This window comes from Xanthomonas cannabis pv. cannabis, from assembly GCF_000802365.1.
GTDB classification, from domain to species: Bacteria; Pseudomonadota; Gammaproteobacteria; order Xanthomonadales; family Xanthomonadaceae; genus Xanthomonas; species Xanthomonas cannabis.
Genome location: NZ_JSZE01000091.1, coordinates 19479 through 43418, shown reverse-complemented (window position 1 = coordinate 43418; position 23940 = coordinate 19479). Strand labels below are relative to the sequence as shown.

General features: G+C 66.9%; 18 protein-coding genes and 1 pseudogene. 8 read left to right on the top strand and 11 right to left on the bottom strand.

The annotated features are described in order from the left end of the window. Positions 1 to 643: 643 nt before the first annotated feature. Both OZ10_RS14995 and OZ10_RS14990 read right to left on the bottom strand, forming a co-directional pair. Positions 644 to 2827: a TonB-dependent siderophore receptor gene (locus tag OZ10_RS14995; protein ID WP_039565676.1), complete on the bottom strand. Its 2184-nt coding sequence runs from the start codon at positions 2825 to 2827 to the stop codon at positions 644 to 646. A 434-nt stretch (positions 2828 to 3261) separates the two neighbouring features. Further along, positions 3262 to 4038, bottom strand: coding sequence for a polysaccharide deacetylase family protein (locus OZ10_RS14990; protein ID WP_039565674.1), 777 nt, complete (start codon positions 4036 to 4038; stop codon positions 3262 to 3264). Between the two features lie 60 nt (positions 4039 to 4098). Here OZ10_RS14990 and grxD point away from each other — a divergent pair, with 60 nt between their 5' ends. Together grxD and OZ10_RS14980 are read left to right on the top strand one after the other, a co-directional pair. Next, positions 4099 to 5025: a Grx4 family monothiol glutaredoxin gene (grxD, locus tag OZ10_RS14985; RefSeq protein ID WP_039406216.1), complete on the top strand. Its 927-nt coding sequence runs from the start codon at positions 4099 to 4101 to the stop codon at positions 5023 to 5025. A 174-nt stretch (positions 5026 to 5199) separates the two neighbouring features. Next, a complete protein-coding gene (locus OZ10_RS14980; protein ID WP_039565673.1) occupies positions 5200 to 6069 on the top strand; it encodes a hypothetical protein in 870 nt (289 codons plus the stop codon). Positions 6070 to 6218: 149 nt separating this feature from the next. Here the strand turns inward: OZ10_RS14980 and OZ10_RS14975 are convergent, their stop codons facing one another. After that, positions 6219 to 6779 (bottom strand): DUF924 family protein, encoded by a 561-nt coding sequence (locus OZ10_RS14975; RefSeq protein ID WP_039411225.1) that lies wholly within the window; start codon positions 6777 to 6779, stop codon positions 6219 to 6221. A gap of 141 nt (positions 6780 to 6920) precedes the next feature. On the opposite strand from OZ10_RS14975, the gene OZ10_RS14970 reads away from it, so the two are divergent. The 3 genes from OZ10_RS14970 to OZ10_RS14960 all read left to right on the top strand — a co-directional run bounded on the left by OZ10_RS14970 (position 6921) and on the right by OZ10_RS14960 (position 11810). Then, positions 6921 to 8321 (top strand): amidohydrolase, encoded by a 1401-nt coding sequence (locus OZ10_RS14970; protein ID WP_039411222.1) that lies wholly within the window; start codon positions 6921 to 6923, stop codon positions 8319 to 8321. Further along, positions 8318 to 9598: an amidohydrolase family protein gene (locus tag OZ10_RS14965; protein WP_039411220.1), complete on the top strand. Its 1281-nt coding sequence runs from the start codon at positions 8318 to 8320 to the stop codon at positions 9596 to 9598. The genes OZ10_RS14970 and OZ10_RS14965 overlap by 4 nt, the downstream gene beginning before the upstream one ends. 610 nt (positions 9599 to 10208) lie before the next feature. After that, positions 10209 to 11810, top strand: a complete 1602-nt coding sequence (locus OZ10_RS14960) for a rhamnogalacturonan lyase B N-terminal domain-containing protein (protein ID WP_039565680.1) — start codon at positions 10209 to 10211, stop codon at positions 11808 to 11810. Positions 11811 to 12210: 400 nt separating this feature from the next. Here the strand turns inward: OZ10_RS14960 and OZ10_RS14955 are convergent, their stop codons facing one another. Beyond that, positions 12211 to 13026 (bottom strand): GH12 family glycosyl hydrolase domain-containing protein, encoded by an 816-nt coding sequence (locus OZ10_RS14955; RefSeq protein WP_039411219.1) that lies wholly within the window; start codon positions 13024 to 13026, stop codon positions 12211 to 12213. A gap of 467 nt (positions 13027 to 13493) precedes the next feature. On the opposite strand from OZ10_RS14955, the gene OZ10_RS14950 reads away from it, so the two are divergent. Together OZ10_RS14950 and OZ10_RS14945 are read left to right on the top strand one after the other, a co-directional pair. Beyond that, the gene (locus OZ10_RS14950; protein ID WP_039411217.1) at positions 13494 to 14438 is read left to right on the top strand and encodes a DegV family protein; all 945 of its coding nucleotides are present in this window, start codon (positions 13494 to 13496) and stop codon (positions 14436 to 14438) included. An 86-nt stretch (positions 14439 to 14524) separates the two neighbouring features. Next, entirely contained in the window at positions 14525 to 14863 is a 339-nt protein-coding gene (locus tag OZ10_RS14945; RefSeq protein ID WP_039411215.1) for a hypothetical protein, read from the top strand. A gap of 39 nt (positions 14864 to 14902) precedes the next feature. Here the strand turns inward: OZ10_RS14945 and OZ10_RS14940 are convergent, their stop codons facing one another. Continuing rightward, positions 14903 to 15823, bottom strand: a complete 921-nt coding sequence (locus OZ10_RS14940) for a DMT family transporter (RefSeq protein WP_039565671.1) — start codon at positions 15821 to 15823, stop codon at positions 14903 to 14905. Next, a pseudogene (locus tag OZ10_RS14935) lies at positions 15820 to 16014 on the bottom strand (phenazine biosynthesis protein PhzF); the annotation flags it as partial. The gene OZ10_RS14940 and the pseudogene OZ10_RS14935, both read right to left, overlap by 4 nt. 190 nt (positions 16015 to 16204) lie before the next feature. On the opposite strand from OZ10_RS14935, the gene OZ10_RS14930 reads away from it, so the two are divergent. Continuing rightward, a complete protein-coding gene (locus OZ10_RS14930; protein ID WP_039565668.1) occupies positions 16205 to 17614 on the top strand; it encodes an aminotransferase-like domain-containing protein in 1410 nt (469 codons plus the stop codon). Positions 17615 to 18497: 883 nt separating this feature from the next. On the opposite strand, the gene fghA is transcribed toward OZ10_RS14930, so the two are convergent. The 5 genes from fghA to OZ10_RS22895 all read right to left on the bottom strand — a co-directional run bounded on the left by fghA (position 18498) and on the right by OZ10_RS22895 (position 23896). After that, positions 18498 to 19328: an S-formylglutathione hydrolase gene (gene fghA / locus OZ10_RS14925; RefSeq protein WP_039565667.1), complete on the bottom strand. Its 831-nt coding sequence runs from the start codon at positions 19326 to 19328 to the stop codon at positions 18498 to 18500. Positions 19329 to 19386: 58 nt separating this feature from the next. Then, the gene (gene gfa, locus OZ10_RS14920; RefSeq protein WP_039411228.1) at positions 19387 to 19962 is read right to left on the bottom strand and encodes an S-(hydroxymethyl)glutathione synthase; all 576 of its coding nucleotides are present in this window, start codon (positions 19960 to 19962) and stop codon (positions 19387 to 19389) included. A 69-nt stretch (positions 19963 to 20031) separates the two neighbouring features. Beyond that, on the bottom strand, positions 20032 to 21141 hold the full coding sequence (locus tag OZ10_RS14915; RefSeq protein ID WP_039411211.1) for an S-(hydroxymethyl)glutathione dehydrogenase/class III alcohol dehydrogenase: 1110 nt from the start codon (positions 21139 to 21141) through the stop codon (positions 20032 to 20034). A gap of 63 nt (positions 21142 to 21204) precedes the next feature. Next, a complete protein-coding gene (locus OZ10_RS14910; protein WP_039411209.1) occupies positions 21205 to 21480 on the bottom strand; it encodes a metal/formaldehyde-sensitive transcriptional repressor in 276 nt (91 codons plus the stop codon). 286 nt (positions 21481 to 21766) lie between these two features. Further along, positions 21767 to 23896, bottom strand: a complete 2130-nt coding sequence (locus tag OZ10_RS22895; protein WP_052210044.1) for a PAS domain-containing sensor histidine kinase — start codon at positions 23894 to 23896, stop codon at positions 21767 to 21769. Positions 23897 to 23940 lie beyond the last annotated feature (44 nt).

Sequence of the window (23940 nt, the reverse complement as noted above, 5' to 3'; positions counted from 1 at the left end):
GTCTTATCGTTTCGAGTGTCACCTCGGGCAACTGTTCGGGCGAAACAAGGGAGATTCCGGCGTGGGTGCCAAGCTCCAAGGCGATCGCTCAGATCCAGGCTCATACGGCAGCCCACGCCGGCTCTCGACACCTACGCTGCCACATTCCGAACAGATAAGGCTCGGTGGCGGCATCCATGCCGCCACACGGTCCCGAATCGGCGAGGACACCACGCCAGACAGGTGACTGGTGGTTTTGTTGAAGCGCAAAGACACCGCGGCACCAGCTTGCTAGTCGCTGGTTGAGATCCATGCACACCGACCATCTCCACTGGTCCTTGCCCGCCCACCGTCGCGGGACCCTTGGCGGCATGGATGCCGCCACGGAGCTTACAAGGACGTACTTGCAGCGTGTCCCGCGATGGTGGGCGGGCAAGGGCCCTGCAGCAACGGCGCAGACCATCCGCTCTGCGCCTGATCTTCCAGTAGTGAGCAATCAGGTAGCGACGACTGCGCCGTGCGTGTCTCGAGCACTTAGCGATCTTCACGCGTCAAGTCTGGTCGAGGGCGTGATGCCCTCATCGTTTGCGGGACACGCCGTAAATCCGTCCGCAGAGGCTCGATGGCGGCATCCACGCCGCAACGCGTGTCGCCTGGAGCAAGGTCAGAACTTCCAGGACACCGTGAGCTCCACATCGCGCGGGTCGCCGTAGATCAGCTGGCTCTGGTAGACGATGTTGGCGTAGTAGCGGCGGTCGAACAGGTTGCACACGTTGAGTTGTGCCGACCAGGCCTGGTTGAAGTCGTAGCGCGCCATCGCATTGGCCAGCACCACGCTGCCTTGCGTCAGCCGTTGCGTGTTGCCCTGCGGCGCGGCCATCAGCTCGTGGATGGCCGACTGCCAGCTCAGCCCCCCACCCAGCCGCCACGGCCCGGTCTGCCAGCTGGTGAACAGCGTGGCCTCACGGCGCGGGCTGGCAGGGTTCACGTCCGCGCCGCTGGCGTCGTTGGCATCGAACTGCGCGAAGCCGAACGCGAGACGCCACTGCTCCGACAGCTGGCCATCCAGCTGGAACTCCACGCCCTGGCTGACAGTGCCTCTGGCAGCGAGATAGGCCTGATTGGTGGTGCCTGGCACCAGTTGCCCGGGGTCGTTGACGGCCAGATTGTCCTGCTCGATGCGGAACAGCGCCAACGCGGCATTGAGCTGGCCTCCGAAATATTCGCCCTTGGCACCCACCTCGTAGCTATCGCCTTCCAGCGGGTCGAGATAGCGCCCGCCGCGGTCGCGGTTGTTCTGCGGTTTGAAGATGCCGGTGTAGCTGGCGTAGAGCGCGTGGTGGTCGTCCACATCGAAGATCAGGCCGACGTAGGGTGTGGTGCGGCCCCGGCGCTCGTACGAATTTTCCGGCACCAGCTGGTCGGTGCTTTTCCAGTCGGTGACGCGTGCACCCACGATGGCCTTCAGCGTGTCGGTCAGCTGGAATCGTCCGGCGGCATAGGCGGCCACCTGACGCACATCGCGGTCTTCGCCCTTGCTCAGCGGCGTCCACTGCGGTTGCGCCATGGTGCCGGTCCAGGCGAAGACGCTTTGTGCGATCAACGGTTGCAGCGGCAGGTTGGACCAGTTGCGCACATTGCGATTCAGCCAGGTGGCGCCGGCCACGATTTCGTGTTCGCGGCCCCACAGCGTCAACGGCAGGGTGAGGTAGGCATCCAGACTGTTTTGCGCGCTGAGCGCGGGATAGCGCCCGCCAAAGGTGCTGGCAAGTCCCAGGCCGGTCTGTGCGTCCGGATAATCCAGGTAGCCGAACAACACCGATTTCCAGTCGGTTTCGAAGCGCTGGTGCGCGTACTCCACCTGCAGCTGCGCGCCATTGTCGAAACGATGGGTGAGCCCGGCGAAGGCGTTGGTGGTATCGGCCACGCCCCGCGCCCAGCGTGGCGTGAACGCGTCCGAGCGCGCGAAATCGGTGCGGCTGCCGTCGCTGAAATACACCGGGACGCCGCCCCAGGTGGTGCCGCGCCCATCGTTGCGCTGCTTGTTGATGCCGATGTAGCCGCGGGTGGCCTCGCCGAGATCCGCATCGACGATGCCGTAGAACAACGACGACTGCTTGCCGTAGTAATCGCGGAAGGACTGCTTGTCTTCATAGCTGGCCACCACGCGGCCGCGCACCGTACCGGCGGCATTGAGCGGCGATTGCAGATCGAGCGTGCCGCGATAGCGGTCCCAGCGGCCGGCCGACAGATCCACGCGGCCGGTCAACACGTCGCTGTCGGCATGCTTGCGCAGCAGGTCGATCGATGCCGCCGGGCTACCGGCACCGGAGGTCAGCCCGTTGGCACCACGCACGATCTCGACGCGGTCGTAGATGGCCATGTTCTGCTGCACATCGCCGCTGTAATCGGTGGGAATGCCGTCGATGCGGTAGTAATCCACCTCGAAGCCGCGTGCGGTGATGTAGGTCCGCTCGGTATCCCAGGTCGGCGAGTTGAAGCCGGCCACGGTGTCGGTGACGTCCTGCAGCGATTGCAGGTTACGGTCGACGATCTGCTGGCGGGTCACCACCACGACCGACTGCGGCGTGTCGCGTAACGACAGCGACAGCTTGGCCGAACTGCGTGCGATATCGGCGGTGTAGGAATCGCTGCCCTCGGTGGTGGCACTGCGGTGCGCCTGGATCTGCAGCCGATCCAGATCGACCGGATCGCCGGGATGCGATTGCGCGCTTGCCAGCGCCGGGCAGGCACAGGCCAGTGCAAGCACGGCGCGTCGGGGGATCACGCGCGACAGGCGCAGATCGGCACGCGCACCAGCGCGCGCAGACACGGGACGAGAGAACATTGGTGTCAGCCTCATGATCGAAACACTGCCGTCGAAGACGGCCGCTGAGGCTGGCGCGGTCACACCGTGCGAGGTGCGGCCCGTTGGCTGGCTGGGCGCGCATGGTCGATGCACGCCCCATCGCTGTCAATAGACGCCGGCGCCGGGGAGCTGCAGATGGCGAGAAAAACGCCGTCTGGTTTGCACGCTGGGTTGCCACCGCATTGGCAACCGATTGCCGGCCGCCCGCGATCCCTTACCTTGCCGCGCGATGTCGCTCATCCTGACGCAAGAGCGCCCGACACCGCGCTCGTCCGCAGCGTCCCTGGCGCGCTGCCATACCGGCGGCGATGTGCGCACGGCGCTGCGCCAGTGCCGTATTGGCCACCGGCCATCAACACAGACAACGCTCCGCAGCAGCACTGCACCCGCCACGCCACGCGCCGAGGCAGCGTTCAATCCGGACGTTGCCCCACGAGCCCGCGCGCCCGCATCGCCTCCAGCACGCCGCGCAGGATGGTGAGGTTGTGGCCGTGCGCGGCGCCTTCGTGCAGCAACACGATGGCGCCGGGCCGCAGGTCGCGCACGATGCGCGCCACGGTGGTGTCCGGTTCGCAGCGCACGCCATCGAAACCGCGCGCGCTCCAGGCCACGCGGGTCAGGCCATGCGCGCGCAGCGGCGAGGCGACGAACGGGTTGGTCATGCCGACCACCGAGCGGTACAGCCGGGGCGCCTGGCCGGTGATCCGGGCCAGGGTGCGCTGCGCCAGCCCGATTTCCTGGGCCATGCGGCGCGGCCCCAGCGCCCAGAACCAGGCCTGCGGATGGGTATGGCTGTGGTTGCCGATGCCGTGGCCGCGTCGCACGATCTCGCGCACCAGCTCGGGCCGCCGTTCGGCGCGCGCACCGACCACGAAGAAGGTGGCCTTGGCGCCGTAGGCGTCCAGCAGGTCGAGCATGGCCGGGGTGTCGTCGGACGGGCCGTCGTCGATGGTCAGCCACACCTGCGGCGCGCGGCCCGGCAGCCGTGCCAGGACCGGCGCATACAGGCGCGCACGCGGCAGGAACACCGGCACCACGAACAGCGCATGCGACGCCAGCAGCATCGGCAGGCCCCAGGCCCAGCCCAGATGCCACCACAGCACCGCCACCGCCAGCTGCGACAGGGCGAACAAGCCCACCCAGCGGTACGGGCGGGAGGGGATGCGATACAGCGTTTCCGGCGTGGTCATGCCGCATGATGCCACGCGGCGTAGAATGCCCGGTCTCCACGATCTGACCGAAGTGCTGCCATGTCCCTCGATCCCGCTCTGCGTTCCCGTATCGATACGCTGCTGCAATCCAGCCGCGTGGTGCTCTTCATGAAAGGCCAGCCCGGCATGCCACAGTGCGGCTTTTCGGCCAAGGCGGTCGGCGTGCTGGACGGGCTGGGCATCGACTATGCCCACGTCAACGTGCTGGCCGACCAGGACATCCGCGAAGGCATCAAGGCCTACGGCGACTGGCCGACCATCCCGCAGCTGTACGTGGACGGCGAGCTGATCGGCGGCAGCGACATCATCGTGCAGATGGCCGACAGCGGCGAGCTGAGCAACATGCTCGGCCTGCAGGCGCCCGACCGCAGCCCGCCGAAGATCACCATCACCCCGGCCGCGGTCGAGATGCTCAAGGGTGCCCTGGCCGATGCGCCGGACGCGTCGCTGACGCTGTCCATCGATGCCAACTTCCAGCCGAACTTCCAGCTGGCGCCGACCAACCCGAACGCCATCGCCGCCGAATCCAACGGCCTGCGCGTGCAGTTCGACCTGGCCAGCGCGCGCCGCGCAGACGGCATCACCATCGACTGGGTGGACGACATCCGCGGCCGCGGCCTGGCGATCGACAACCCCAACGCGCCCAAGCCGGTGCAGGAGCTGTCGGTGCGCGATGCCGACGATCGCCTCAAGGCCGGCAGCCTGACCCTGGTGGACGTGCGCCCGGCCGACGAGCGTGCACTGGCCACGGTGGCCGCACCGTTCCGCACGCTGGATGCGCACGAGCGCGCCGCCATCGAACAGCTGCCCAAGGACACCCCGCTGGCATTCCTGTGCCACCGCGGCGGGCGCAGCCTGCAGGCCGCCGAGCATTTCCGCGGCCTGGGCTTCACCAACGTCTACAACGTCACCGGCGGCATCGATGCGTGGTCGGACGAGGTGGACAACGGCGTGGCGAAATACTGAGCAGACGCGAGCGGTCGCGGCCGCCGCTCACGCGTCACGCCGCACGTGCAGACTGCCGCGCTTGCGTGACCCGTGTGACCACGGCCCGCACGGCTGCGGCACCGCACACCGAAACGGGCGCTCCTTGGAGCGTCCGTTTTTTCATGGATCAACCCGCACAAGGACACCGCTGCAATGCACACCCGCCTGCTCCCGCTCGCCCTGGCCGCGCTGCTACCGCTGGCTGCCCACGCTGCCGAACCGCCGCGCGCGGTGCTGCTGGTCCAGACCTACGACAGCCAGCCGTCCGACGATCCGCTGGAATACGTTCCGGTGTGGCTCGGCAAGGCTGTGGCAAAGGAATCGACCCTGCCCAAGGCGTTGCTGGGCCAGCCGCTGCAGGTCTTCAATACCGGCGTATCCACTGGCACCGTGCGGCTTGCGTCGCTGACGGTGGACGACAACAGCATGTGCGGCGGCACCGCGAAGCTGCGCATCAAGGGCGGCACCACGCTGTCCGATTCGCCGCTGCTATCAACGGTGGATCTCAACCCCGGCAAGCGCTTTGCGTCGCGTGCAGCCACCGCCACCGAACAGAGCGAGTTGTTTCGCCAGGTGAGTGACACCGCGCAGCTGCGCAAGCGCGTCAAACCGGCGGCATTGGCGCAGGCACTGGCCGCGTTCAAGGCCGACCGCGCGCAGGATCTGGCCGCGCTGCAGATCATCACCGATGCGCAGCAGCCGCAGCGGCGCGTGGCCGTGCTGACCTCCAACCACCCGACCAAGACCGGCAATCCGGAGAACCCGACCGGCGTGCTCGTGGTGCTTGCGATCTTCGACCATGACGGCAGCCGTTGGCAGTTCCGCCACGGCCACGCCGCCAGCGGCTGCGACGATTGCGAAGACCTGCCGCAGCGCACCCATCTGCTGCAGTTCGGCGATATCGACGGCAACGGCACGCTCGATCTGGTGCTGTCGGAAAGCGGCTACGAAAGCTACGGCTTCTATCTATTGCTTGGCGAAGGTGCCAGCTGGCGGTCGGAAGGTCTGCCAGGCGGCTGCTGATCGATCGACGGCATGCGCGGTGCCGGTGGTGGCACCGCGCGTGGCGCCCGCCCCCGCTGCAGTGCCCGCAGCTGTTCGGCGATCACGCTGGCATGCAGGCACGGTGTACACCCCTTGCCCGCCGCCATGCAACGCGTGGATGGCGGCCTTCAGCCGGCAAACCCGCCGTCATCGAGAAACTGCTGTTCCTCTGCGCTGGTCACACGCCCCAGCACGGTATTACGGTGCGGGAACCGGCCAAAGCGCTGGATGATGCGTTGATGTTCCAGCGCCCAGTGGGTGGTCTGCGTATCGTCCAGTGCGCTGATCAGCTCCACCGCGCGTGCCTGCTCCTGCAGGTCTTCGGCATGCTCGAACGGAAGATAGAAAAACAACCGCAGTTGCGCCGAGACCTGCTGGTCGAAGCCGCGCTCCACCGCCTGCCTTGCGCACTGCAACGCCAACCCGTCGGTGGCATAGGCATGCGCGCTGCCACGGAACGCATTGCGCGGGAACTGGTCCAGCAGAATCAGCAAGGCCAGTGCATCCTCGGCGCGCGCCATCCAGTGCGCGTACTCGCCCCGTGCGGCGGCAAAGTGCTGCTCGCTGAAATGCTGGCGAAAGTTGGCGTCGAAGGCATCGTTGTGCGTGAACCAGCGGGCCGAGCCGGCCAGTTCCCAGAAAGCCAACACCACATCGGCCTGTTTGTTGCGTTCTGTCTTGGCAATCATCGACGTCCCCCCTGAGGAATACGGCACAGCATGCGCTCTGGCATGTGATGAGGCAGCCGCGACCGCAACCTCCAGCACTTGGCAAGCACGGCGCTGGCAGCTAGGTTTGCGGCCTGTGCTTTCGTGTCACCGGGGAAATCCATGCGTTCCATCCTGTTCGCCGCCCTTGGCGCGGCGCTGCTGTGCGGGCCTGCGTCTGCGGCATCGCGGTTCGTGCAAGACCCTTACCCCAGCACCTACCGCGCGCTCGCGTCCGGTCCGGTGCTGATCCAGCATGCCACGGTGCTCACCGGCACCGGCGAGCGGCTGGACGATGCCGACGTGCTGCTGCGCGACGGCAAGGTGGCTGCCGTTGGCCGCGCACTCGAGGCACCGGCCGATGCACGCCGCATCGACGGCACCGGCAAGTGGGTGACGCCCGGCATCATCGATGTGCACTCGCATCTGGGCGTGTACCCCAGCCCGGGCGTCAGCGCGCATAGCGACGGCAACGAGATGACCGCACCGGTGACGCCCAATGTGTGGGCCGAGCATTCGATCTGGCCGCAGGACCCGGGCTTTGGCACCGCGCTGGCCGGCGGCATCACCTCGCTGCAGATCCTGCCAGGCTCGGCCAACCTGATCGGCGGGCGCGGCGTCACGCTGAAGAACGTCGCCTCCACGACCTACCAGGGCATGAAGTTCCCCGGCGCACCGTGGGGCCTGAAGATGGCCTGCGGCGAAAACCCCAAACGCGTCTACGGCCAAAAGGGCGGCCCCGGTACGCGCATGGGCAATGTCGCCGGGTACCGCGCTGCGTTCATCGATGCGGCCGAGTACCTGCAGAAGAACGCACCGAAGAAGAAACCCGCCAAGAAGCGTCACTGGTGGAGCAGTGGTGGCGACAACGACAGCAGCGGCGATGCCGGCGGCAAGCGCGATCTCAAGCTCGATACGCTGGCCGGCGCCATCAACGGCGACATCCGCGTGCACATCCACTGCTACCGCGCCGACGAAATGGCCACCATGCTGGACCTGTCCAAGGAATTCGGCTTCCACATCGCCGCCTTCCATCATGGCGTGGAGGCCTACAAGCTGGCCGACCGGCTGGCGCAGGAAAACGTCTGCGGCGCGCTATGGGCCGATTGGTGGGGCTTCAAGATGGAAGCCTTCGACGGCATCCAGGAGAACATCGCCATGGTCGACCGGCCTGCCAACAGCTGCGCCATCGTGCATTCGGATTCGGAAGAAGGCATCCAGCGCCTGAATCAGGAGGCCGCCAAGGTGATCGCCACTGCGCGCCGCAGCGGCATGGAGATTGCGCCCGAGCGCGCGATCCGCTGGCTCACCAGCAACGCCGCCAAGGCGTTGGGCATCGAGCAGCAGACCGGCGCGCTGGAGCCGGGCAAGATGGGCGATGTGGTGGTGTGGAATGGCAACCCCTTCAGTTCCTACGCATTGGCCGAACAGGTGTATATCGACGGCGCGCAGGTTTACGACCGGCATCAACGCGCGTTGCAGCCGGTGTCGGACTTCATGCTGGGCCAGGAGGTGGCACGATGAGCCGCCGCATCCTGACTCGCCCGCAGCGGCGTGCCCTGTCGGCGCTGGTGCTGGCCGCGCTGGCGTTGCCGGCGGTGGCACAGCAGGTGCTGATCCGCGATGCCACCGTGCACACCGCCACCGCGCAGGGCACGCTGCAGCACACCGACGTGCTGGTGCAGGGCGGCGTGATCCGCGCGATCGGCAGCAACCTGGCCGCGCCGGCCGATGGGCGTGTGATCGAGGCCAAGGGCCGCCCGCTGACGCCGGCCTTGTTCGGCGGCATTACCGAGATCGGCATCGAAGAAGTCTCCGGCGAAGACAGCACCGTGGACAGCGGCATCAAGCTGGCCGAGCAACCGATGCGCCCGGAGTTCGATGTCACCCTGGCCTACAACCCCGACTCGGTGCTGGTGCCGGTGGCACGCGTGGAAGGCATCGGCTTCACGGCGCTGGGCGCCACCACCAGCGGCGCCTTCATTGCCGGCCAGGGCGGCATCGTGCGGCTGGATGGCAGCCCGGACCCGGTGGGCCCGCATGCATTGTTCATCCGCATCGGTGCAGCGGCGTCCGACCTCACCGGCAGCTCGCGTGCCGCGCAATGGATGCTGCTGGATCAACTGGTGGCCGAAGCACGCGGCCGCGTACCCGCCGGGTCGCCGCATGCATTGCTGACGCCGATGGGGCGCAGCGTGCTGGCCCGTTATCTGGCCGGGCAAGGCCGCATCGTGGTGCAGGTCGAACGGGCCGCCGACATCCGACAGCTGTTGCGCTGGGCGCAACGCGAGAAGGTACGTATCGCCATCGCCGGCGGGGCCGAGGCGTGGAAGCTGGCCCCGCAACTGGCGCAGGCCAGGGTGCCGGTGCTGGTGAACGCGCTGGCGGACTTGCCGGCGACCTTCGACCAGATCGGCGCGACGCTGGAAAACGCCGCACGCCTGCGCGCGGCCGGTGTGGAGGTCAGCTTCAGCCAGAGCGGGGATGCCTCGCACAACGCGCGCAAGCTGCGTCAGCTGGCTGGCAATGCGGTAGCCAATGGGCTGCCGTGGGAATCCGGCCTGGCCGGGCTGACCCGCGTGCCCGCGGAGATCTTCGGGGTGGGCGATCGCATCGGCAGCATTGCCGTGGGCAAGCAGGCCGACCTGGTGCTGTGGGAAGGCGACCCGCTGGATGTCGCCCATTACGCCGAGCAGGTCTGGCTGGGCGGGCGCGAGATGCCGATGCGCTCGCGCCAGAGCGAACTGCGCGACCGCTACCTGCAGCAGGCCGGGCAGCTGCCGCGCGCGTACCTGAAATGAGTGCGTGCGGCGTGCGCTGATGCGTACGCCGCAAGGCGCTGCCATCACACCCGCAGCCCGCACATGCAGCGGCCTTGGCAGCGCCGCCCGTAGTAGCGCGCTCGGCACCACCGCCACCCTGCACGACCTGCTGTTGCACGTGGGTGGGCGGTGGACTGGCAGACATGGGCGATGCGCTGTCGTGGCGTCTCGCCGCGTGGCGCCGGCGGCCTTCGCTGCAGTGATGCAGCCATCGGGGCTATCGCCTGTTGCCGGTTTGGCGGCTGGCACTACCCGGCAGCCTTCGTGCCCTGGCAGCTGCCAGCTGCGGGCGCAGCCGCTGCACGACCACGGACCCGCTGGTTCGAGCCGGCGGATGACGTTGGCTCGATTGCGGCGTGCTGCGCCAAGCCAGCCACATCGCGACGCAGATCGACGCAGCAGGCAGGTGCTGCGGCACATGCCATACGTCTGCCGGTCGCAGCTGAAGCGTGACCGGCGCGTAGGTTCATTGCTGAAGTTTGGACGCGCCGCACGCTCTGCTGCTTGCGCGCTCGCCGTCGTGGTCCAGCCCGCCTAGCATCGCGCATCGGCATCCGGCTTGCCGCCTCACGTCGCCATGGAGACCCACATGTTCTGCCCGACCCTGCGCATGCTGGCATGCGCGTTGTGCCTGTACGCCGGCGTCAGCGCCCCGGCCATGGCGGCATTCGGATTCACCCGCAGCGGCGACCGCGTGGTGGTGGACAGCGGCGCCGAGCTGGTGTTTTCGGTCAATGCCAACAATGGCGACATCGTGTCGATGCGCTACCGCGACAACGAGCTGCAGACCACCGAATCGAAGGGCTCGCACATCGCCTCCGGGCTGGGCAGTGCCAGCGTGGACGCGCGCGTGGTGGGCGGGGCGATCGTGGTATCGGCCAAGGCCGGCGATCTGGTGCAGTACTACATCGTGCGCAAGGGCCGCAATGCGATCTACATGGCCACCTATGCGCCGACCTTGCTGCCGGTGGGCGAACTGCGCTTCATCGCGCGCCTGAATGTGTCCAAGTTGCCGACTGCCCAGCAGGAGCCCGATTCCAGCGTCGGTACAGCGATCGAAGGCGAAGATGTCTTCCTGCTGCCGGATGGCCGCACCAGCTCCAAGTTCTATTCCGCGCGGCGCATGCTCGACGACCAGGTGCATGGTGTCAGCGGCGCCGGGGTTGCGGTGTTCATGCTGATGGGCAACCGCGAACGCAGTTCCGGCGGGCCGTTCTTCAAGGACATCGCCACACAGAAAACCCGCGTGACCCATGAGCTCTACAACTACATGTATTCCGACCATACCCAGACCGAGGCCTTCCGCGGCGGCCTGCATGGTGTCTACGGCCTGTTGTTCACCGATGGCGGCGCGCCATCGAGCGCGCAGCTGAGCACCGACTTCGTCGATGCCACGCTGGGCTTGAACGGCTATCTGGCCGCTGACGGGCGGGGCGCGGTAAGCGGCCGCGTCGGCGGCGTGCTCTCCGGGCAGCCGGCCGTGATCGGGCTGCGCAACGCGCAGGCGCAGTACTGGGCCAGGGCCAATGGCAGCGGTGATTACCAGATTGCCGGCGTGCGCCCGGGGCGCTATCGCATGACGCTGTATCAGAACGAGCTGGAGGTGGCGCAGCGCGATGTCGAAGTGTTTGCCAATGCCACGGCGCAGGCCGCGTTGCAGGCCGTGACAGCGCCAGGAACAGTGAAGTGGCAGATCGGCGTGCCCGACGGCACGCCGGCCGGATTTCGACATGCCGAGTTGCTGCCGCGCGCGCACCCGTCCGACCGGCGCATGAGCTGGTCACCGCTGACCTACACCGTGGGCGCCAGCAGCATGAGCAGTTTTCCGGCGGTGCAGTGGCGCAGCATCAACACCCCCACCCGCATCGACTTCGCCCTGGCCTCCAGCGAGGTGCGCGGCTATCGCCTGCGCATCTTCGTGCCGTTGGCCCAGGTCAGCGCGCGCCCGCAGGTCAGCGTGAATGCCCGCTGGAACGGCCCGGTGCCCGCTGCTCCCAACCAGCCCAAGACGCGCGGCATCACCCGTGGCACCACACGCGGCAACAACACGCTGTATGAGGTGGACATCCCCGCGTCGGCGCTGCAGGCCGGGAGCAACCGCATCGAGATCGGGCTTGCCTCCGGATCGCCGGATAACGGGTTCCTCAGCCCGGCCGTCGTGTTGGACAGCATCCAGCTGGTGGCGATGTAACAGCGGTGGACACGACTACGTAATCGCCAGGTACGCGCTGCCGGTGCATGGGTGAGCTCCGATCAGGGGATGGGGACGCCTGCCACCTGGCAGGACGCCACGCGCCGGACACACGACTAATGCGTCATCCGCCAGCGCACCGGCCTGCGTCACGCAGCGGATGTCCACGCACTGACGGGGCGCAGACACGGCGACCGATCACCGTGGCCTCCTCCGATGCGCGCCGCCTGCATGACAGGCGCGGCGCAGATGGCCACCTCATTGGCGTGATGCACCTCATGCCCGGCGAAAGCCGCGAGCAGGTGGTGCCCCACGCGGCTGCCGGCGATCCACACGCGAACAGCGCAGCGCGCACGCAGGCCGCCGCACTGGCGGCCCACGCGCACCTCAGCCCATCGCGTTACTTGGCATCCATCGTGGCGCTGACCTTGGCCCAGCCATTGCCACGCACCACTTCAAAGCCCGCCTCGGCCGCATGCAGGTACATGCTGTTGTTGTAGCGGCCATCCTTGGAGCGGTTGTTCTGCAGCCAGGTCAGGAACGGCTTGGCGTCGATGTTGAGGCTGCCGCTGGTCTTGAGCGTGGGCTGGCCGGCGGTGCCGGTCGGGATGAAGGTGTAGACGTAATAGCCGGCACCGGAGTTGAAGCCCTCCCACAGATCGAAGGTGCGGCCACCGGCGGTGATCACCTTGGTCGCGGTGACGGTGCCGATCGGCCAGGAGTTGTGGTCGCCCCAGATCATCACCTCCAGTTGCGGATTGCCCTTGGCGGTATCCCAGCGGAAGAAGATGTCGTACGCGAAGTCGCCGGCCAGATTGCTGCCGCCGGCGCTGTAGTTGAATTTGAACGGCAGCGAGCTGATCGACGAGATCTGCTTGGGAAACAGCGTGTCGGTGGTCGGGTTCCAGTCGTAATGCCAGCCGCGCACGATGGCCGGGTAGCCGTAGAGGTTGTAGTCGGCAAAGTTGAAGGTGACGGTCAACTCCGGCGTGCTGCCGGTGCCGAAGGTGCCCTGGATGATGTTGTTGGGATCGTTGAAGTTGTTGACCCACGCGTAGTGGTTGCCAAAGATCTTGTACGGGCCGGCCAGGGCCACGGGGGCGAGCGCCACCAGGCCCAAGGCCAGTGCCGCCTTCCACCAGCGCGATGCGCGCCGCCGTGTGGTGGTCGCCTTGGGCGCGGCCTGCGTGAGTGTGTTGGATGGGGTGGTCTGCATCTCTGTCTCCATTGTGTTCGGCGCGGCGGCGCCAGTGCGGCGCCAACGAGACCCGCCCTGCAGCGGTCGTGACCGACCCTAGCAGCGGTGCTGTGAGAGGAGCTATAGCGATTCCGGCAGGCCGGAGCGGCCAAGCGCGATAGCGGGCGCTACCTGGCAAGCCAAGCGTGTCCTGGTCCGCAGTTCGCCGCCATTTCCCGGCGGTGGCGAGATGTATCGCTCAGGCACCTGGGCACACCGGCGAGGGGGAATGCTGCAGGGCGACATGGCAGGCAACGCACCGCCGACGGGTGTGCTGCCACCGCAGCGGCCCGGGCTGCCGGACAATGGCCATGCAAGGGCCGGCAGGCGCGGCTGAAGGCACGCGAGCAGCCTGCCGGCACGCGGCCGCCAACGGGTCTACGCGCGGCGGCGGATTTGCGATAGCGTTCGCAGTACAGACGACGCAACAGCCGGAGGGGGCGACGATGCGCATCGGAATCGTGGTGGACAGTGCGTGCGATCTGCCGCAGGAATTTCTTCAACGCAACAACGTCATCGTGCTGCCGATCAGCGTGCGCATCGGCGAGGCCGTGCTGGCCGATCACCGCGATGAAGAGGCCACGCTGAGCTTTCTGCAGGCGCATGTGGCCGAGCGCGGCCACGAGGCCGAGACCACGCCGCTTTCGGTCAACCAGATCCGCGACCTGTTCCTGCAGCGGTTGGTCATCGACTACGACCACGTGTTCTGCCTGACCATCTCCAAGCTGCGCAGCCAGATCTTCGACAACGCGATGCAGGCCAGCTTTGCGATTCTCAACGACTACAAGCCGATCCGTCAGGCCGCCGGCCACGGCTCGCCGTTTGCGCTGCGCGTGATCGACACGCTCAACCTGTTTGCCGGCCAGGGCATCACCGCGGTGGAGGCCGTGCGCCTGCGCGAGCAGGGCCAGGGCGTGGCGGCGATCCGCACCCGACTGGAACAGCTGGCCGAGCACACCTACGGCTACATGATCCCGCGCGATCTCTACTACCTGCGCGCGCGGGCGCGCACCAAGGGCGACCGCAGCGTGGGCCTGATCGGTGCGGCGCTGGGTAGCGCGCTGGATATCAAGCCGGTGCTGCGCGCGTACCGCGGCGTCACCGAGCCGGTGGCCAAGCTCAAGGGCTTCGAGCCATCGGCCGACAAATTGTTTGGCTTCACCGTCCGCAAGATCCGCGACGGCCTGATGACCCCGACCGTGTGCGTGGGCTATGGCGGCGAGCTGGCCGAGCTGCATGCCCTGCCCGGCTACGCGGCGCTGCAGGGCGCCTGCCAGAGCCACGGCGTGGAACTGTTCGAAAGCGTGATGAGCCTGACCGGCATGGTCAACGTCGGCAAGGGCGCGCTGGCGGTGGCCTTCGCGGCCCAGCCGCATGGTTTTTCCGCCTGAGGCACGCGCCTGGCGGCACCTGGCCTTCGACGGCGTTCTCACCCGTCCTCGGCTAGTGTGCCGCCGTCATTCAACGGAGCGTGTCCATGCCTGTCAGCTACTCGATCAGCCTGCCCGACCCCAAGCTCGCCCGCGGCAGCGCGCCCTCGGTGAGCTTCACCGCCAACGGCGCCGAGGCGTTTGCCGAGCAGTTGCAGGCCGCCCTGCGCGATCCGGCGTGGTTCGATCGCTGGCGCCAGCTGCAGGCCGACCCGGATGAGGTGGACCCGAGCCTGGGCATCACCGACCCGGCTGCCACGGTCACCGGCAAGCAGCAGGACCTGCGCATCGATCTGGTTGCCACCACCAGCATTCCCGGCGATCTGTTCAAGCAGCGCATGCAGGCCCTGGCCGGGTCGCACTGGCAGATGCGCGACGTGCGTTGACGGTGTGCGCCGCCATGCGGGATGCGTGGCGGCGCACGCTCACGCCTGTGTCGATGCACGGCGTGGCCAGCGCCATTTCAGGTTGACCGCCAGCGTGCCCAGCACGATCAGTGCCAGGCCCAGCCACTGCACCGGTACCAGCGCGTGGCCGTACAGCAGATAGTCCAGCAGCAGCGTGACCAATGGATACACGAACGCCAGCACCGCGATCGTGGCCACCTGCAGATGCCGGTACGACGAATAGAACAGCACGTACACGATGCCGCTGTGGATCACGCCCAGCCCCACCAGCCAGACCCAGTGCAGGCCGAGATGCAACGCGCTGCTGCTGGAAAACCCCGCCAGCAGGAACGTGCCGACCCAGCACTGCACCGTCACCACCGCCAACGGCCGCTCACGGCTGATGCGGCGTGACATCAGCAGTGAGGCGCCGCACAGCAGCGCGGCCAGCAAGGTCAGCGCAATCCCGAGCAGATAGCCGCGGTCGGCAGCCTGCCACAGCCGCGCCGGATCGGCCGAACACGCAACGCCCACAAACGCCAGCAGCGTCCAGCCCAGGTCGGCGCGGCGGGTGCGCTCGCCCTGCAGCAGCGCCGCCAGCAGCAACATCACGAACGGAAACAGGTGGTAGACCATCGTCGCCACGCCGATCGACGAGCGCGCCATGCCGGCGAACAAGGCCACCCAGTTCAGCACCAGCAGCACGCCACTGATGACGGCATCGCGCAGCAGCGTGCGGTCGCGCCACACCCCACGCAACTGTCCGCCGATCAGGCCGCAGATGCTGAGAAACAGCGCGCCGAACAGGCAGCGGTAGAACACCGCCGTCACCGGATCCTGCCCGCTTTCGTGCACGAACACGCCCACTGATCCGATCAACACCTCGGCCACCAGCAATTGCCAGATCGCACGTCGCGCAATGCCGGCCGATGCCGCTTGAACAGACAAGGCGATGCTCATAGCGCAATCGTTCCCTGCAGATACTGCACAGCGCTGCCGCGCACAGACACATGCCGCGGCTCCACCCGGCATGCACGTTCGCCGACGCGCGCAGATGCCTGCAGTGCGGTCAACTGCGTCCTGCCCGGCCTGCCCGGCCATGGCGGCGCCAGCGCGGCATGGATCGACCCGGTCACCGGATCTTCGCTACCGCAGGATTGCCCTTGAAGCGCCGCAGTGAACGCATCGACGATAGACACTGGAAGCAGCACGACCAACCTCGCAAGAGAGGACACACGCCTGGCGCATTCACCGGGCACAGCCAGTCTGCAATGCACGACACGACCATGACAGATTCAGATACGCTGCAAATTGACCAATACAGATGAAAGGTACCGGCTCATGCTTCTGTATGAATCGCTCGCCATGCAGCTGCGACAGCAGATCGAAGGCGGCACCCTGCGTGCCGGCGAGCGTCTGCCCTCGATCCGGCAATTGGCCGCCAACCACGGCATCAGCACGGCAACGGCAGTGCAGGCCTGCCTGCAGCTGGAACGCGAAGGACGCGTGCAGGCGCGGCCGCGCTCCGGTTACTTCGTGCGCACCACCGCCTCTGCATCGCCTGTATCACCACCCGCAACGCGTCGGCGTAAACCCGGCATGGTGGACAACCCGGCCTTGCAGCGCGTACTCGACACCCTGGCGCGTACCGACCTGGTGCCATTGCATACCGCCACTCCCGCGCCGGCGCTGTTGCCGGCTGCACAGTTGGCGGCAGCATTCTCGCGTCAGTTGCGTCGCCAACGTACCGCCGCACTGGACTACGCACCGCCACAAGGCCATGCCGCACTGCGCCGGCAGATCGCACAGCGTTATGCACACTGCGCAACCGCCCTGGCTGCGGAAGAAGTCGTGATCACTGCCGGTGCGATGGAAGCCATCAGCCTGGCCTTGCGCACGCTCACCGCACCGGGCGACGTGGTGCTGGTGGAGACGCCCACTTATCACGGCATCCTGCAGGCGGTGGCCGCCTTGCGGCTCAAGGTACTGGAAGTGCCCAACCGCGCAGGCCAGGGCATCGATGTCGCGCGCCTGGACGCACTGCTGCAACGCACGCCGGTGCGCGCGGCGGTGCTGGTGCCCAACTTCAACAATCCCAATGGCAGCCTGACGTCCGACAGCGCGAAGCGCGCACTGCTCGACAGCTGCGCCCGCCATGGCACCGTGGTGATCGAGGACGATATCTACGGCGAGCTGGATTGGTCGGGCCAGCGACCGCGCCCGCTACGCCACTTCGACACCCATGCCAACGTGATCACCTGCGGGTCGTTTTCCAAGGTGCTGGCGCCCGGCTTGCGCGTGGGCTGGTTGCTCGGTGGCGACTGGACCGAGGCCTTGGTGCGCGCCAAGTATTTCTCCACCGTCGGCAGCGCCAGCCTGCCGCAACTGGCCTTGGCCGATTATCTGGCGCAGCACGACCTGGAACGGCATCTGCGCAAGCTGCGCCGCACCCTGGCCGACAACGGCCAACGCCTGCGCGATGCGATCGTGCGGCATTGGCCCGATGGCACACGCATCGGCGACCCGGCTGGCGGTTTATCGCTGTGGCTGCAATTGCCCGAGGGTGGAAGTGGCCAAGCATTGTTCGAGGCCGCACTGGCCGAAGGCATCGGCACCTCGCCCGGCCATCTGTACTCCAGCCGCGGCGACTACGCGGATCACATCCGCCTGACCTGCGGCCAGCCATGGAGCGAGACGCTGGAACGCGCAATGCGGCGATTGGGGAAGCTGGCAGCCCGGGTGGCGCGCTAGCGCGTTGCAGGCATCAGCTTGGTTTGTGTTGGTGTTGGTGTTGGTGTTGGTGTTGGTGTTGGTGTTGGTGTTGGTGTTGGTGTGGATGTTGGATGTTGGATGTTGGATGTTGGATGTTGGGTGTTGGATGTTGGGTGTTGGGTGACGACGATACCCGCACCAACGCGACACTGACGTTCAGTGAAGTAGCAAGCCCCTCTCCCGCCGGGAGAGGGGTTGGGGTGAGGGTACGTGGCGAAGCCCTCTACGTTCAACCGCATGCGGCTTCGCCCGTACCCTCATCCGCCCCTTCGGGGCACCTTCTCCCGGAGGGAGAAGGGATCACTTGCGGTCTGCGCTCGTGTGCGTTGCCGCCAATCGGTGCGACACGGGGACTTCGAGATGTCTGCCACTTTGCCCATCCCATCCCATCCCATCCCGTTCCGTCCCGTCCCGTCCCGTCCAATCACAACCTCAACCGCACCCCACCACTGGCGCAGCGCCGCCGCATGATGCGCGATGTGCTCGCCGATACAACTGGCGATCGATGTGCTCGCACCTAAAGCTGGCGATGAAATAACCGCCACGGTCATGGCCTGGCTGCATCCACCATCCGCTCGACGCGGAACTTCAGCGCGGTGGCAAGCCCCTCTCCCGCCGGGAGAGGGGTTGGGGTGAGGTACGTGGCGAAGCCCTCGCGGCGTTCGAGCGCATGCGGCTTCGCCCGTACCCTCATCCGCCCCTTTGGGGCAGCTTCTCCCGAAGGGAGAAGGGATCACTTGCGGTCTGCGCTCGTGTGCGCTGCCACTATCGGTGCAACCTGGGGACTGCGGGATGTCTGCCACTTTGCCGTGCCGTGCCGCGCCATCCCATCCCATCCCATCACACCCTCAACCGCACCCCATCACCCGCGCAGCGCCGCCGCATGATGCGCGATGTGCTCGCCGATAAAGCTGGCGATGAAGTAATAGCTATGGTCATAGCCTGGCTGCATCCGCACGGTAACCGGATAGCCGGCCGCGTTGGCGGCATCTTCGAACAGCGCGGTCTTCAGTTGGTTCTGAAGAAATTCGTCCGCATCGCCCTGGTCGATCAACAGCGGCAACCGTTCCTGCGCCTGCGCGATCAGCGCAGTGGCGTCGTAGGCCTTCCACGTCGCGCGATCGTCGCCCAGGTACTGCGCAAACGCCTTCTCGCCCCACGGCACCAGGCTCGGTGCGACGATCGGCGAAAACGCCGATACGCTGCGATAGCGGCCCGGGTTCTTCAACGCAATGGTCAGCGCGCCGTGCCCGCCCATCGAGTGGCCGCTGATCGCGCGCGCGCCGGTGGTGGCGACGTTGGCTTCGATCAACGCCGGCAATTCGTTCACCACATAGTCGTACATGCGGTAGTGCGCGGCCCAGGGCTGCTCGGTGGCATCGACGTAGAAACCGGCGCCCTTGCCGATGTCGTAGCCGTCCGCGTCGGCCACATCGTCGCCGCGCGGGCTGGTGTCGGGCGCAACCAGGATCACGCCGTGCTCGGCCGCGTAGCGCTGCGCGCCGGCCTTGCTGATGAAATTCTGTTCGGTGCAGGTCAGGCCGCTTAGCCAGTACAGCACCGGCAAGGGGCCATCGGCAGCCTGCGGCGGCAGATAGACGCCCACCTGCATGCTGCAGTTCAAGGTCTGCGACTGATGGCGATACACGTCCTGCCAGCCGCCAAAGCAGGCGCGGTGTTCGATACGTTCCATGAAGATTCCTTACGAAGAGAAACCCTGCAGCCGGTACGCCGGCCGCAGGGTCGGACAATCAATGCAGCAGGCCTTTCTGGCGCGCAACCTGGGTCGACAGCGCGTCCATCAATCCCGGCGACAGGCAGTCGTACGGGGTCAGCCCCAACTCGGTCAGCCGCGCGCGCACGCCGTCCATCTGCGCCGGCGGCGTGCCGGTTTCGATGATCGACGACACGAAGGCCGCAAAGCCCGGTGCTGACCAGCCCTGTTGCTTCGACAACTCGGTGTGCACGAAATCCAGACCGTAGAACGCATGGTCCTTGTTCTCGATGCGGCCATACAGATGCACACCGCATCCGGTGCATGCGTGGCGCTGGATCGTCGCGCTTTCATCGACGATCTTCAGCTTTTCGGGATGCGCGGTCACCGTGACCTTGTCGCGCGGCGCCACCGCCACCACCGAAAATTTCGCGCCCGCAGGCTTCCAGCACTTACTGCAACCGCAGGCGTGGTTGTGCGCGGTCTGCGCGGCCACCTCCACGGTCACCTTGTCGGTCGCGCAGTGGCATTCGAGGGTCCCCCCCTGAAAGCCCTCCGCACCTCCACGCGCAACACCACCATCTACCGAAGGATGAATCGACACGTTTGTCATCATGTCCCTCCCGGGAGTCTCGGGTACCACGTGCGCGGAGGCGGCCGCGCGCCGCTCCTGGCCGTCTGGTCAGAAATGAATCACGGTGCGGATCGACTTGCCTTCATGCATCAGGTCGAAGGCCTCGTTGATCTCTTCCAGCGGCATGGTGTGGGTGATGAACGGATCGAGATCGATCTCGCCCTTCATCGACTGCTCCACCATGCCCGGCAGCTGCGTGCGTCCCTTGACGCCACCAAATGCGGAACCGCGCCACACCCGGCCGGTGACCAGCTGGAACGGACGGGTGCTGATTTCCTGGCCGGCACCGGCCACGCCGATGATGACGCTCTCGCCCCAGCCCTTGTGGCAGCACTCCAGCGCCGAACGCATCACGTTGACGTTGCCGATGCACTCGAAGCTGAAGTCCACGCCGCCATCGGTCAGCTCGACAATGACCTCCTGGATCGGCTTGTCGTAGTCCTTGGGGTTGATGCAATCGGTGGCGCCCATGCTGCGCGCCAGATCGAACTTGCCCGGGTTGGTGTCGATGGCAATGATGCGCCCGGCCTTGGCCTGCACCGCGCCCTGGATCACCGCCAGCCCGATGCCGCCCAGGCCGAAGACCGCCACGCTCTCGCCCGGCTTGACCTTGGCGGTGTTGTGCACCGCGCCGATGCCGGTGGTGACGCCGCAGCCAAGCAGGCAGACCTTTTCCAGCGGCGCGTCGGGGTTGACCACGGCCAGCGAGATTTCCGGCACCACGGTGTATTCGCTGAAGGTGCTGCAGCCCATGTAGTGATAGATCGGCTCGCCGTTGTAGGAGAAGCGCGTGGTGCCATCGGGCATCAGGCCCTTGCCCTGGGTGGCGCGCACGGCCTGGCACAGGTTGGTCTTGCCGGACAGACAGAACTTGCACTTGCGGCATTCGGCCGTGTATAGCGGGATGACGTGGTCGCCGACCTTGACGCTGGTGACGCCTTCGCCCACCTGCTCGACGATGCCGCCGCCTTCATGCCCCAGCACCGAGGGAAAGATGCCTTCCGGATCGTCGCCAGACAGGGTGAAGGCATCGGTATGGCACACGCCGGTGTGGGTGATGCGGACCAGCACTTCGCCGGCCTTCGGCGGTGCGACGTCGATTTCGACGATTTCCAGCGGTTTGCCGGGTCCGAATGCGACTGCTGCACGGGATTTCATGGGGTAGCGCTCCTGACGAGATGTTCAAGGACGGAACCGGCAAGCGCCGGCCCGGTGGGAGATTTATTTGAGGTAGGACCGGACCAGACCCAGCAGGTCCTGCACCCGTTCGGCGCGTTGCGCATCGGATGCGGCGGCATGCCCGAAGTCCTCGCGGATATGCGCTTCAAGCACCTGCGACATCAGCCCGTTGACGGCCCCGCGGATCGCAGCGATCTGCTGCAACACCGGGGCGCAGTCTGCGCCCGACTCCAGCGCCCGCTCAAGCGCGTCGCACTGCCCGCGCAAGCGGCGCACCCGCGCCAGGGCGCGCTTCTTTTCCAGCGGCGAATGCGGCATGCCGGCCTCCGGCCAAAATACTGGGGGGCAGTATAGGCATTTCCAGCAGAAAAGCGATGCCGCCGCTGGGTGCGTTAGGCGCGCAGACGGTTTTCGGTGCCGCCGCGATGGTTTTTCAGGTCAGCACGGGACGGTTGTCGCGTGCCTGGCTGAACCCGCCTGCGTCGGTGGACTGTTGCGTTGCCGCATGCCGACGCGCAGCGCCCTGCGCCGCAGAACCGCATGCGGCAGGCGCGATCCCGACGGGACCACGGCAGCGTGCGTCGGGCCGCGGCACCCGCGTGCGCTACGCATCGCCGGCAGCACGTCCTTCGTCGCCGGCGGCAGATGGCGTGTTGCCGTCGGCTGCCAGCCGCATGCTTTCCGAGACCGGCAGCGCGATCGTGCAACACACGCCATCGGGGCCAAGCACATACGTGGTCTCGGCCTGCAGCTGATACGGCAGCGCGCGCTCGATCAGTTCGCGGCCGTAGCCGGACCCCTGCGGGGCGGCCCCCGGTGCCGGCATGTCCACGCCGGATTCGCGCCATTCGATGCGCAGGCGCATGCTGTCGTCGGTGCGATGCAGCCGCCAGCGCACCAGCAGGTGCCCGCCAGGCTGCGCCAGCGCGCCGTATTTGTTGGCATTGGTGGCCAGCTCATGCAGGGCCAGCGCAAAGGTCTGCACGGTACTGGAACGCAACCGCACCCCGCGCGGCCCCTCCAGCACGACCCGCTCACCGCGCCCCTGCGCATCGATTGCGCCCATCGCCGATAGTTCGACCTGCAGCAACTCGTCGAACAGGATGCGGTCGCCGTCGTTCAAGCGCGACAACAGGCTCTGCACGCGTGCCAGCGCATCCAGACGGTCGTTGTAGACCAGCGCCAGTTCCGCAATGCTCTCGCTGCTGCGCTGGGTGCGGTTGAAGACCACGCGCACCACGCCCATCAGGTTGCGCGTGCGGTGCTGCAGCTCGGCCAGCAATACCTGCTGGCGATCTTCCCACTGCCGTCGCCGGGTCACGTCCTGGCCGATCTTGAGATAGCCCAGCGGCTTATCGTTGCCATCGCGCAACGGGCGCGTGGCACCTTCGATGAACACCCGGCTTCCGTCCTTGCATTGATGCCAGCGGATATTCGGGGCCACGCCGCAACGGCGCGCCTGCTCGAGCTCGTGCTGCGGCACCTCCGCCAGCCGGTCTTCGGCCACGAAGGTCATCGCCATGTCTTGCCCTACCGCTTCCTCGGCGCTCCAGCCGAACACTGCTTCGGCGCCGGGTGGCCAGGTCTGGATCCGCCCGCCGGGGTCGACGGTGAAGATGGCATAGTCCAGCGCGCTTTCCAGGATCACGCGGTGACGCTCCTCGCTGTCCCGCAGTGCACCCTGCGCACGTGCACGCTCCAGGGCCTCCCAGGTGCGTGCTGCGGTCTCTTCCACCAGCCGCACCTCGGCCACCGTCCAGTCGCGCGCGTTGCGCTGATTGACCACGAGCGCGGCCACCAGCTGCCCCTGCTTGATCAACGGCACCGCGATCAGCGCACCGATGTCGTTACCACCGGCCGCCGCGCGCTGGTCGCCGGGCAGCGCGCCCTCGGTGCGGGTGTCGCGCACCACCCAGGTGCCCGGCTCGCTCAGCCAGGACAGCGGCCAGGTAGTCAGCACCGTGCCATGCGCCTGGCTGGCCCGGCCCGGTTGATGCCAGTGGCGTGCGACGAGCGGGCGCCCGCCATCGCCGTCCACGTCCACGTAATAGGCGCTCCCGGCGTTCATGTGTTCGCCGAGCAGGCACACCGCCTTGCTCTGGATCGCCGCCGGATCGGACAGCGACCGCAGCGCATCGGAGAGCTTCAGCAGGAAGGTGTTGCGGTCCTGCACTTCGCGCAGCGCCGCCTCGGTGGCCTTGCGGTCGGTGATATCCAGTACGAACTCGAATCCGGTCCCGTCGGGCAGCAGCTTGGAGGCGAACAAGGCCCAACGCAGGCTGCCGTCCTTGCGCCGATATTCGCGCTCGTACGGCGTGGCACTGCCCTTGGTCTTGAGCTCGTGGAAGGCATGCGCCGACAACGCGCTCGCCGCCGCCGGCGTCAGGTTCCGCCAGGTCAGCCCGCCCGCCTCGACCTCGGCGCGGCTGTAGCCGGTCATCTTGAGGAACGCGTCGTTGGCATCGATCAGTCGGCCGTCCATGTCGAAGTACGTGGCCCCCACCGTTTCGATGGTCAGTGCGGTGCGGAAGCGTTCCTCGCTGGTACGCAGTTGCTGCTCGGCATGCTTGCGATCGGTGATGTCGCGGAAATACACCGACAGGCCGCCGTCGCCGGTGGGATAGATGCTGATGTCGACCCAGTGACCGGGCACCGGCGATGCGGCATCCAGGCGCATCATGCGGCCGCTCTGCGCTGCCTGCAGATGCGCGCGGTGCGTTGGCGAGTCCACCATTCTCCGGGAATTGGTCCCACAGCACCTTGCCGAGCAACGCTGTA

Bases quoted from the DNA above. Each gene is read 5' to 3' on its own strand.
- OZ10_RS14995 (WP_039565676.1), bottom strand. From the start codon at position 2,827: ATGTTCTCTCGTCCCGTGTCTGCGCGCGCTGGTGCGCGTGCCGATCTG.
- OZ10_RS14990 (WP_039565674.1), bottom strand. From the start codon at position 4,038: ATGACCACGCCGGAAACGCTGTATCGCATCCCCTCCCGCCCGTACCGC.
- grxD (WP_039406216.1), top strand. From the start codon at position 4,099: ATGTCCCTCGATCCCGCTCTGCGTTCCCGTATCGATACGCTGCTGCAA.
- OZ10_RS14980 (WP_039565673.1), top strand. From the start codon at position 5,200: ATGCACACCCGCCTGCTCCCGCTCGCCCTGGCCGCGCTGCTACCGCTG.
- OZ10_RS14975 (WP_039411225.1), bottom strand. From the start codon at position 6,779: ATGATTGCCAAGACAGAACGCAACAAACAGGCCGATGTGGTGTTGGCT.
- OZ10_RS14970 (WP_039411222.1), top strand. From the start codon at position 6,921: ATGCGTTCCATCCTGTTCGCCGCCCTTGGCGCGGCGCTGCTGTGCGGG.
- OZ10_RS14965 (WP_039411220.1), top strand. From the start codon at position 8,318: ATGAGCCGCCGCATCCTGACTCGCCCGCAGCGGCGTGCCCTGTCGGCG.
- OZ10_RS14960 (WP_039565680.1), top strand. From the start codon at position 10,209: ATGTTCTGCCCGACCCTGCGCATGCTGGCATGCGCGTTGTGCCTGTAC.
- OZ10_RS14955 (WP_039411219.1), bottom strand. From the start codon at position 13,026: ATGCAGACCACCCCATCCAACACACTCACGCAGGCCGCGCCCAAGGCG.
- OZ10_RS14950 (WP_039411217.1), top strand. From the start codon at position 13,494: ATGCGCATCGGAATCGTGGTGGACAGTGCGTGCGATCTGCCGCAGGAA.
- OZ10_RS14945 (WP_039411215.1), top strand. From the start codon at position 14,525: ATGCCTGTCAGCTACTCGATCAGCCTGCCCGACCCCAAGCTCGCCCGC.
- OZ10_RS14940 (WP_039565671.1), bottom strand. From the start codon at position 15,823: ATGAGCATCGCCTTGTCTGTTCAAGCGGCATCGGCCGGCATTGCGCGA.
- OZ10_RS14930 (WP_039565668.1), top strand. From the start codon at position 16,205: ATGCTTCTGTATGAATCGCTCGCCATGCAGCTGCGACAGCAGATCGAA.
- fghA (WP_039565667.1), bottom strand. From the start codon at position 19,328: ATGGAACGTATCGAACACCGCGCCTGCTTTGGCGGCTGGCAGGACGTG.
- gfa (WP_039411228.1), bottom strand. From the start codon at position 19,962: ATGACAAACGTGTCGATTCATCCTTCGGTAGATGGTGGTGTTGCGCGT.
- OZ10_RS14915 (WP_039411211.1), bottom strand. From the start codon at position 21,141: ATGAAATCCCGTGCAGCAGTCGCATTCGGACCCGGCAAACCGCTGGAA.
- OZ10_RS14910 (WP_039411209.1), bottom strand. From the start codon at position 21,480: ATGCCGCATTCGCCGCTGGAAAAGAAGCGCGCCCTGGCGCGGGTGCGC.
- OZ10_RS22895 (WP_052210044.1), bottom strand. From the start codon at position 23,896: ATGGTGGACTCGCCAACGCACCGCGCGCATCTGCAGGCAGCGCAGAGC.